At 69.3% G+C, this 6,762-nt stretch carries 5 protein-coding genes; 4 read left to right on the forward strand and 1 reads right to left on the reverse strand.

Features of this window, described 5'->3' with window-relative positions; translation table 11 throughout:
* From EV139_RS03140 to EV139_RS03155, 4 genes are read left to right on the forward strand one after another with little or no spacing between them, the layout of a single operon-like run.
* A complete protein-coding gene (locus EV139_RS03140) occupies positions 1–1,314 on the forward strand; it encodes an MFS transporter (protein WP_130452829.1) in 1,314 nt (437 codons plus the stop codon).
* Positions 1,315–1,324: 10 nt separating this feature from the next.
* The gene (gene gltX / locus EV139_RS03145; protein ID WP_130452830.1) at positions 1,325–2,863 is read left to right on the forward strand and encodes a glutamate--tRNA ligase; all 1,539 of its coding nucleotides are present in this window, start codon (positions 1,325–1,327) and stop codon (positions 2,861–2,863) included.
* A gap of 11 nt (positions 2,864–2,874) precedes the next feature.
* Positions 2,875–3,867, forward strand: coding sequence for an NAD(P)/FAD-dependent oxidoreductase (locus EV139_RS03150; protein ID WP_130452831.1), 993 nt, complete (start codon positions 2,875–2,877; stop codon positions 3,865–3,867).
* Entirely contained in the window at positions 3,860–4,606 is a 747-nt protein-coding gene (locus tag EV139_RS03155; RefSeq protein WP_130452832.1) for a queuosine precursor transporter, read from the forward strand. Before EV139_RS03150 ends, EV139_RS03155 begins: the two co-directional genes overlap by 8 nt.
* Positions 4,607–4,849: 243 nt before the next feature.
* On the opposite strand, the gene tgt is transcribed toward EV139_RS03155, so the two are convergent.
* Positions 4,850–6,175: a tRNA guanosine(34) transglycosylase Tgt gene (tgt, locus tag EV139_RS03160; RefSeq protein WP_241988950.1), complete on the reverse strand. Its 1,326-nt coding sequence runs from the start codon at positions 6,173–6,175 to the stop codon at positions 4,850–4,852.
* Between the last annotated feature and the right edge of the window lie 587 nt (positions 6,176–6,762).

Below are 6,762 nucleotides of genomic sequence, written 5' to 3' on the forward strand. Positions count from 1 at the left end.
ATGACGGCGCAGTCCGGCCCGGGCAGCGGGAACGTCGCGACACCCCAGCGGGTGGCAGCGCTGCAGCGGCGGATGGTCGGTGTGCTCGCGCTCGCCACGATCCTCGGCGGGCTCGGCGTGGGCGCCTCGCTCTCCGCGGGCGCGCTCCTCATCGCCGACATCACGGGGAACCCGGCGCTCTCGGGCTTCGGCTCCACTATGAACGCGGTCGGCGCCGCAATCGCCGGCGTGCCGCTCGCCCGGCTCGCCGCGCGCCGCGGGCGCCGGATCGCCCTCGCCACGGGCAACGCGATCGCCGTGCTGGGGGCGGTGCTCGTGGTCGTCGCGTCAGCGCTGCACGTGTCGGCGCTGCTTTTCGTCGGCCTGGGAGTGCTCGGCGTCGCGGTCGCGGTGCAACTGCAGTCGCGCTTCGCCGCCACCGACCTCGCGGTGCCGCAGCGGCGGGCGCGCGACCTCTCGCTCGTGGTGTGGTCGATCACCATTGGCGCGGTCACCGGCCCCAACCTCATCGGTCCGGGGGAGCTGCTCGGAGAGGCGCTCGGCCTGCCCGGCCTCTCCGGTATTTTCTTCTTCACGATCGCCGCGCAGATTGCCGCCGGGCTCGTGGTCTGGATCGGGCTGCGGCCGGATCCGCTGCTCGAGGCCCAGCGTCTTGCCGCGCTGACGGATGAGCCGGCCGCGCGCGCCGGAGCGACTCCGGCCGAGCGCGGCCAGGCTGCTCCCACCGCGCCCGACGAGGCTGCTCCGGCGGCGCGCGCCTCGGCCCTGCCGCAGTACCTCGCGATCGCCATGGTTGCACTCGCTCACGCGGTGATGGTGGGCCTCATGGCGATGACCCCGCTCCACCTCACCGACCACGGCGGCAGCATCACCCTCGTCGGCCTCACGATCAGTCTGCACATCGCGGGGATGTACGCGCTGTCGCCAGTGTTCGGCATGCTCACGAGCCGCCTCGGCGCGATCCCGGTGATCCTCTCCGGCTTCGGCGTGCTCGCGCTCGCGGCGCTCGGCACCGGGTTCGGCGGCGAGTCGGTCTCCGTGATCCAGACCGCGCTGATCCTGCTCGGGATCGGCTGGTGCATGGTGACGGTCGCCGGAGCCGCGCTCGTCACCGAGCTCACCCCGGCCGCGGATCGCCCGGCACGCCAGGGGCAGTCAGACACCACGATGAACGCGGCGGGCGCACTCTTCGGCGCGGCGTCCGGGGCGCTCTTCGCCGCGGGCGGCTTCCCGCTCGTGTCGGTGGTTGCCGGGGTACTGATCGTGCTCGGCGCGGCGACCGCGGTTCGCCTGCTCGCGCTCCGGCGAGGGTAAGATAGCAGCGATGTCACACACTGATGCCCCCAAGTTTTCAACCGCGACCGGCTCCGATGTTCGCGTCCGCTTCTGCCCCTCGCCGACGGGAACCCCCCACGTCGGCATGGTGCGCACCGCCCTGTTCAACTGGGCATACGCGCGCCACACCGGTGGCACCTTCGTGTTCCGGATCGAGGACACCGACGCCGCGCGCGACAGCGAGGAGAGCTACGCTCAGATCCTCGACTCGCTGCGCTGGCTCGGGCTCGACTGGGACGAGGGGATCGACGCGGGCGGTGAGCACGGCCCGTACCGCCAGTCTCAGCGCGGCGACATCTACCAGGACATCATCGCGCGCTTGACCGCCGCGGGGCACCTCTACGAGAGCTTCTCGACCGCCGAGGAGATCGACGCGCGCAACGAGGCGGCCGGCCGGCCCAAGCAGCTCGGCTACGACAACTTCGACCGCGACCTCAGCGATGAGCAGCGCGCCGCGTTCCGCGCCGAGGGGCGCCAGCCCGCGCTGCGCTTCCGCGTACCCGACGTCGACCTCTCGTTCACGGACCTCGTCCGCGGCGACATCACGTTCCCGGCCGGCGCCACGATCGACTTCGTCGTGGTGCGCCCCAACGGCGCACCGCTCTACACGCTCGTCAACCCGGTCGACGACGCGCTCATGGGGATCACGCACGTGCTGCGCGGTGAGGACCTGCTCTCGTCAACTCCGCGCCAGATCGCGCTCCACTCGGCGCTTGTTGAGCTCGGCGTCGAGGCGGCGATCCCGCAGTTCGGCCACCTGCCGTATGTGCTGGGCGAGGGCAACAAGAAGCTGTCGAAGCGCGACCCCGAGTCGAACCTGCTGCACCACCGCGAGCGCGGCTTCATCCCCGAGGGGCTGCTGAACTACCTGTCCCTGCTGGGCTGGTCGCTGGCACCCGACCGCGATGTGTTCACGAGCGCCGAGATGATTGCCGCGTTCGACGTGCACGACGTCAACCCGAACCCGGCACGCTTCGACCAGAAGAAGGCCGACTCGATCAACGCCGACCACATCCGCCTCCTCACCGAGGCCGACTTCGAGTCGCGGATCCTGCCGTACCTCATCGCCGGCGGGGCCCTCCCGATCGAGCCGAGTGCCGCGCAGCTCGAGACCGTGCGCCGCGCCGTGCCGCTCGTGCAGAGCCGCGTCACGGTGCTGTCCGAGGTGACGCCGATGCTCGGCTTCCTGTTCACCTCGGCCGAGGCGCTGCAGTACGAGGACGACGCGCTGAAGTCGCTGAAGGGCGACGCCCCCCAGGTGCTCGCGGCGGGTATCACCGCGCTCGAAGCGATCCCGGAGGCGGAGTGGGCCACCGAGCCGATTCAGAATGCGCTCCAGGCCGCGCTCATCGAGGGGCTCGAGCTCAAGCCGCGGGTGGCGTTCGGTGCGCTGCGCGTTGCGGCCTCCGGCCGCCGGGTGTCCCCGCCGCTGTTCGAGTCGTTCGAGCTGCTCGGCCGCGACGAGACTCTCGCCCGGCTGCGCAAGCTTGAGGACCACCTCAGCGCACAGGCTGCAAACGACGAGTAGGGAGACCGAGCGTGTCTGACCGGGTGCAGGAAGCGCCGATTGGTGTCGCGATCATTGGCGGCGGCCCCGCCGGCCTCTCAGCGGGGCTGCAGCTCGTGCGTGCAAACCGCAGGATCGCGATCCTCGACAGCAATCGGCCGCGGCACTCCGCGACCATGCAGTCGCACGGCTTCCTCACCCGCGACGGTGCGCCCCCGCTCGAACTCCGCCGGCTCGGCCGCGAGGAGTTCGAGGGGTATCCCACGGCCCAGTTCTCGCAGGCGGTCGCCCGCGAGATCGCGCCGCTCAGCCACGATGAGGCGATCGCGGTCGGCTTCCCCGACGGCATTGGCTTCCGCGTGCGCGGCACCGGAATCCGGGGCGCCGCCGACGTGGAGCACGTGGCGCGGCGCGTGCTGATCGCGACCGGGCTCACCGAGGAACTCCCGGAGCTGCCGATGATCCGGGCCTACTACGGCACGGCGCTGCACAGCTGCGTCGAGTGCGATGGCTTCGAGAAGACCGACAAACCGCTCGCGCTGATCGGCGAGACCTCAGACCTGTTCGCCCGCGCGCTGCTCATCAGCCGCTTCAGCTCCGACCTCGTGGTGTTCACGAACGGCGCCGACACGATCCGGCCCGAGCAGGAGGCACAGCTCGCGGCAATCGGGATCCGCGTTGAGCGGCGCCAGATCGACGACATCGTCGGCGAAAAGGCCGACATGACCGGTGTGCGGCTCTCGGACGGCGAGGTGATCGCCCGCGTTGGCGGCTTCGTGCGCCCGCGGTGGCACGCGCCCGTCGAGTTCATGGGGGAGCTGCCGATCGAGCGCGATGACTGGGGCCTGGTGGTCACGGACGAGCGCGGTGAGACCGCGGTGCGCGGCGTATACGCGGTGGGCGACATCGTGCCGCCCGGCCCGCAGCAGCTCATCATCGCGGCCGGCAACGGCGCGCGGGTCGCGGCGAAACTGAACATGGACATGATTCGAGGAGCACTCGGGGTGGGACTGGTCGATGAGTGAGGGGAACACGCTGGTGACGTCCGTAGGATCATCCGAACCAGACGCGGCCAGGGACGTGACCGTCGGGGGCCGCGCCGCGGCGGCCGGCGCGCGCTACGCGGTCGTCGTGGCGGTGTTCGTGGGGCTGCTGCTCATCTCGAACATCGTCGCCGTGAAGCTGATCGCTTTCGGCCCGATCCAGTGGGGCACGGTGTCCCTCGGGCCGTTCATCGTTGACGGGGGAGTGTTCCTCTTCCCGCTCGTGTACATCGTGGGCGACGTGCTCGCCGAGGTCTACGGGCTGCGTGCCTCGCGCCGCGCGATCTTCACGGCGTTCGCGCTGTCGCTGCTCGCCTCGCTCACCATCTGGGTGACGCAGCTGTCACCGGCTGCCCCGGGCTGGGAGAACCAGGCGGCGTTTGAATCGGTGCTCGGCTTCGTGCCGCGGATCGTCGCGGCGAGCCTCGGCGGGTTCCTCGCCGGCCAGCTCATCAACGCGTGGGTGCTCGTGCGGCTGCGCCGCCGCACCTCGGGCAGGTTCCTCCGCACGCGGCTGATCGCCTCGACCGTGGTGGGACAGGTCGTCGACACGGTCGTGTTCTGCACCATCGCATTCTGGGGCGTGCTCGAGGGCTGGGACTTCATCGGCTACACCGCGCTCGGGTACGGCATCAAGGTGCTCGCCGAGGTGGTGCTCCTCCCGGTCACCACGCGCGTGATCGCGCGGGTACGAGCGGCCGAGACCGCACACGCGCGGTAGCCGCCGCGCGGGCGACGCTGGCGCATATCGTGCGCGCTGGGGCGGTGCGCCCCGGCCTCGACCGGTGTCCGCGTTTCGAGCTCGCGCAGGAGATCCGAACTCAGGCGGAGAGATTCTTCGGAATCCATCCGCCTGAGTTCGGATCTCCTGCATGGCCGCGCCTGAACGCGCGCGACAGCGCGCGACCGCGCCTGAACGCGCGCGACAGCGCGCGACCGCGCCTGAACGCGCGCGGACCGCGGGCTACGCCTGCTTCGCAGCGGCCTCCCGCGCAAACTCGGGGCTGTAGAAGCGGCCGAGCACTTCGTCGCGCAGCTCAGCGAACGTGTCGTCGATGATGCTCGCGCGGATGCGCTCGACGAGCCGCACGATGAACCGCTCGTTGTGGATCGTGGCGAGCGTTGAGCCGAGCATCTCCTTCGCCTTGAAGAGGTGGTGCAGGTACGCGGCCGTGTAGTTCTCGCAGGTGTAGCAGTCGCACTCCGCGTCGATCGCCTCGAAGCGACGGCGCTGGCCGGCTGACTTCGCGTTGATGCGGCCGCCGGCCGAGTACATGCTGCCGCCGCGGGCCTGCCGAGACGGAGCCACGCAGTCGAAGGTGTCCGCACCGGCGGCGACCGCGGCGAAGAGATCGTCGGGTTCCGAGATCCCGAGGAGGTGGCGCGGCTTGTTCTCGGGAAGCTCGTCGGACACCCACGACACGATGGTGCCGAGCTCGCTCTTCTCGAGCGCGCCGCCGATTCCGAATCCGTCGAAGCGCTGATCCCCGGCCTCGGCCCCGGTCATCTCCGCGAGGCCGCGGGCGGCTGAGCGACGGAGATCCTCGTACTGCGCACCCTGGACCACGCCAAAGAGTGCCTGGTACGGGCGATGCGTGCGGTCCGAAGTCTGCCTGGCGTGCTCATCGAGGCACCTGACCGCCCACCGTGCGGTGCGCGCCACGGAGTCCTCCTGGTAGGCGCGCGTGTTGAGCAGGGTGGTGCACTCGTCGAAGGCGAAGATGATGTCGGCGCCGAGCTGGTGCTGGATCTCCATCGACACCTCGGGCGTAAAGCGGTGCCGATCCCCGTTGATGAACGACTTGAATGTCACGCCGTCCTCGTCGACGTGGGCGAGGCGCTCCTTGTTCTTCGCGATCACCTCGGCGTCGGAGTGCGCTGACTCCGTCATGGAGATGACCTTCTTGAAGCCGACGCCCAACGACATCACCTGGAACCCGCCGGAGTCGGTGAACGTGGGGCCGTCCCAGTTCATGAAGCGACCGAGACCGCCGGCCTCGTCGACCAGGTCCGAGCCCGGCTGTAGGAACAGGTGGTACGCGTTGGCGAGTACCGCCTGGCCGCCGAGCTGCGTGACGCTCTCGGGGAGCACCGCCTTCACCGTTGCTTTCGTGCCCACGGGTATGAAGGCGGGGGTTTGGATTTCACCGTGCGGTGTGCGGATGGTCCCCGCGCGTCCGAGTGGAGCGCCGTCGCTCCCGGAGACACCGCCTGCGGCGAGGCGATCGTCGACGGTAAAACCGAAGTCACTCGGGGTGGGCGGGGGAGTCAGGGGGATGCGCTCGTTCACCCGTCCATCTAAGCATCCGCGTATGCGCGAGTGCGGGGAAGCGGGTGGGGTGGGACCGCGAGGAGGACGCGGCGCGCAACGCGCCCGGGAAACCGACGCAGGCGGTGGGATTTGGCCGTTTTGGGGGCTCTGGCGGCCGGGACCCACACCGGCGCGCAGATGTGGGGCGAGGCAAGAATGGCGGAATCATGCGGAGACTCGCCCGAGATCCAGGCGCGGTTTGCGGGGCACCGAGATTCTGCGTAATGTAATCCCTTGTCAGCGCGACAGTGCGGGAAGCGAAAGCGGCCCGGAGCTGAAGCGGACAACGGATCTCCTACGGATCGCTTGAGTGAAGATTTGAAAGTTTTCGCTTGAGGGTGTAGAGTTTAGATTCTTGTCAGGCCGCATGGTGAACATCGTTCCCAGGCCCGGACCGCTCAGGGTTTGACTCAGTAGCGCCGGGGAAGCGGCACAAGACAGTTGCTGTTCGGAAGCCTTGTGATAGGGCTGACGGGTGGTGTCTGGTCTTTGAGAACTCAATAGTGTGCACTTTAATTGTCAAATGCCAATTATTTATCCCGTCGCTGGATCACGTTTGTGGTTTG

Source organism: Leucobacter luti (assembly GCF_004217175.1).
Lineage (GTDB): Bacteria > Actinomycetota > Actinomycetes > Actinomycetales > Microbacteriaceae > Leucobacter > Leucobacter luti.

What these genes read in the sequence shown, in the direction of transcription:
- EV139_RS03140 (WP_130452829.1), top strand. Translation starts at nt 1, where the DNA reads ATGACGGCGCAGTCCGGCCCGGGCAGCGGGAACGTCGCGACACCCCAG.
- EV139_RS03155 (WP_130452832.1), top strand. Translation starts at nt 3,860, where the DNA reads ATGAGTGAGGGGAACACGCTGGTGACGTCCGTAGGATCATCCGAACCA.
- gltX (WP_130452830.1), top strand. Translation starts at nt 1,325, where the DNA reads ATGTCACACACTGATGCCCCCAAGTTTTCAACCGCGACCGGCTCCGAT.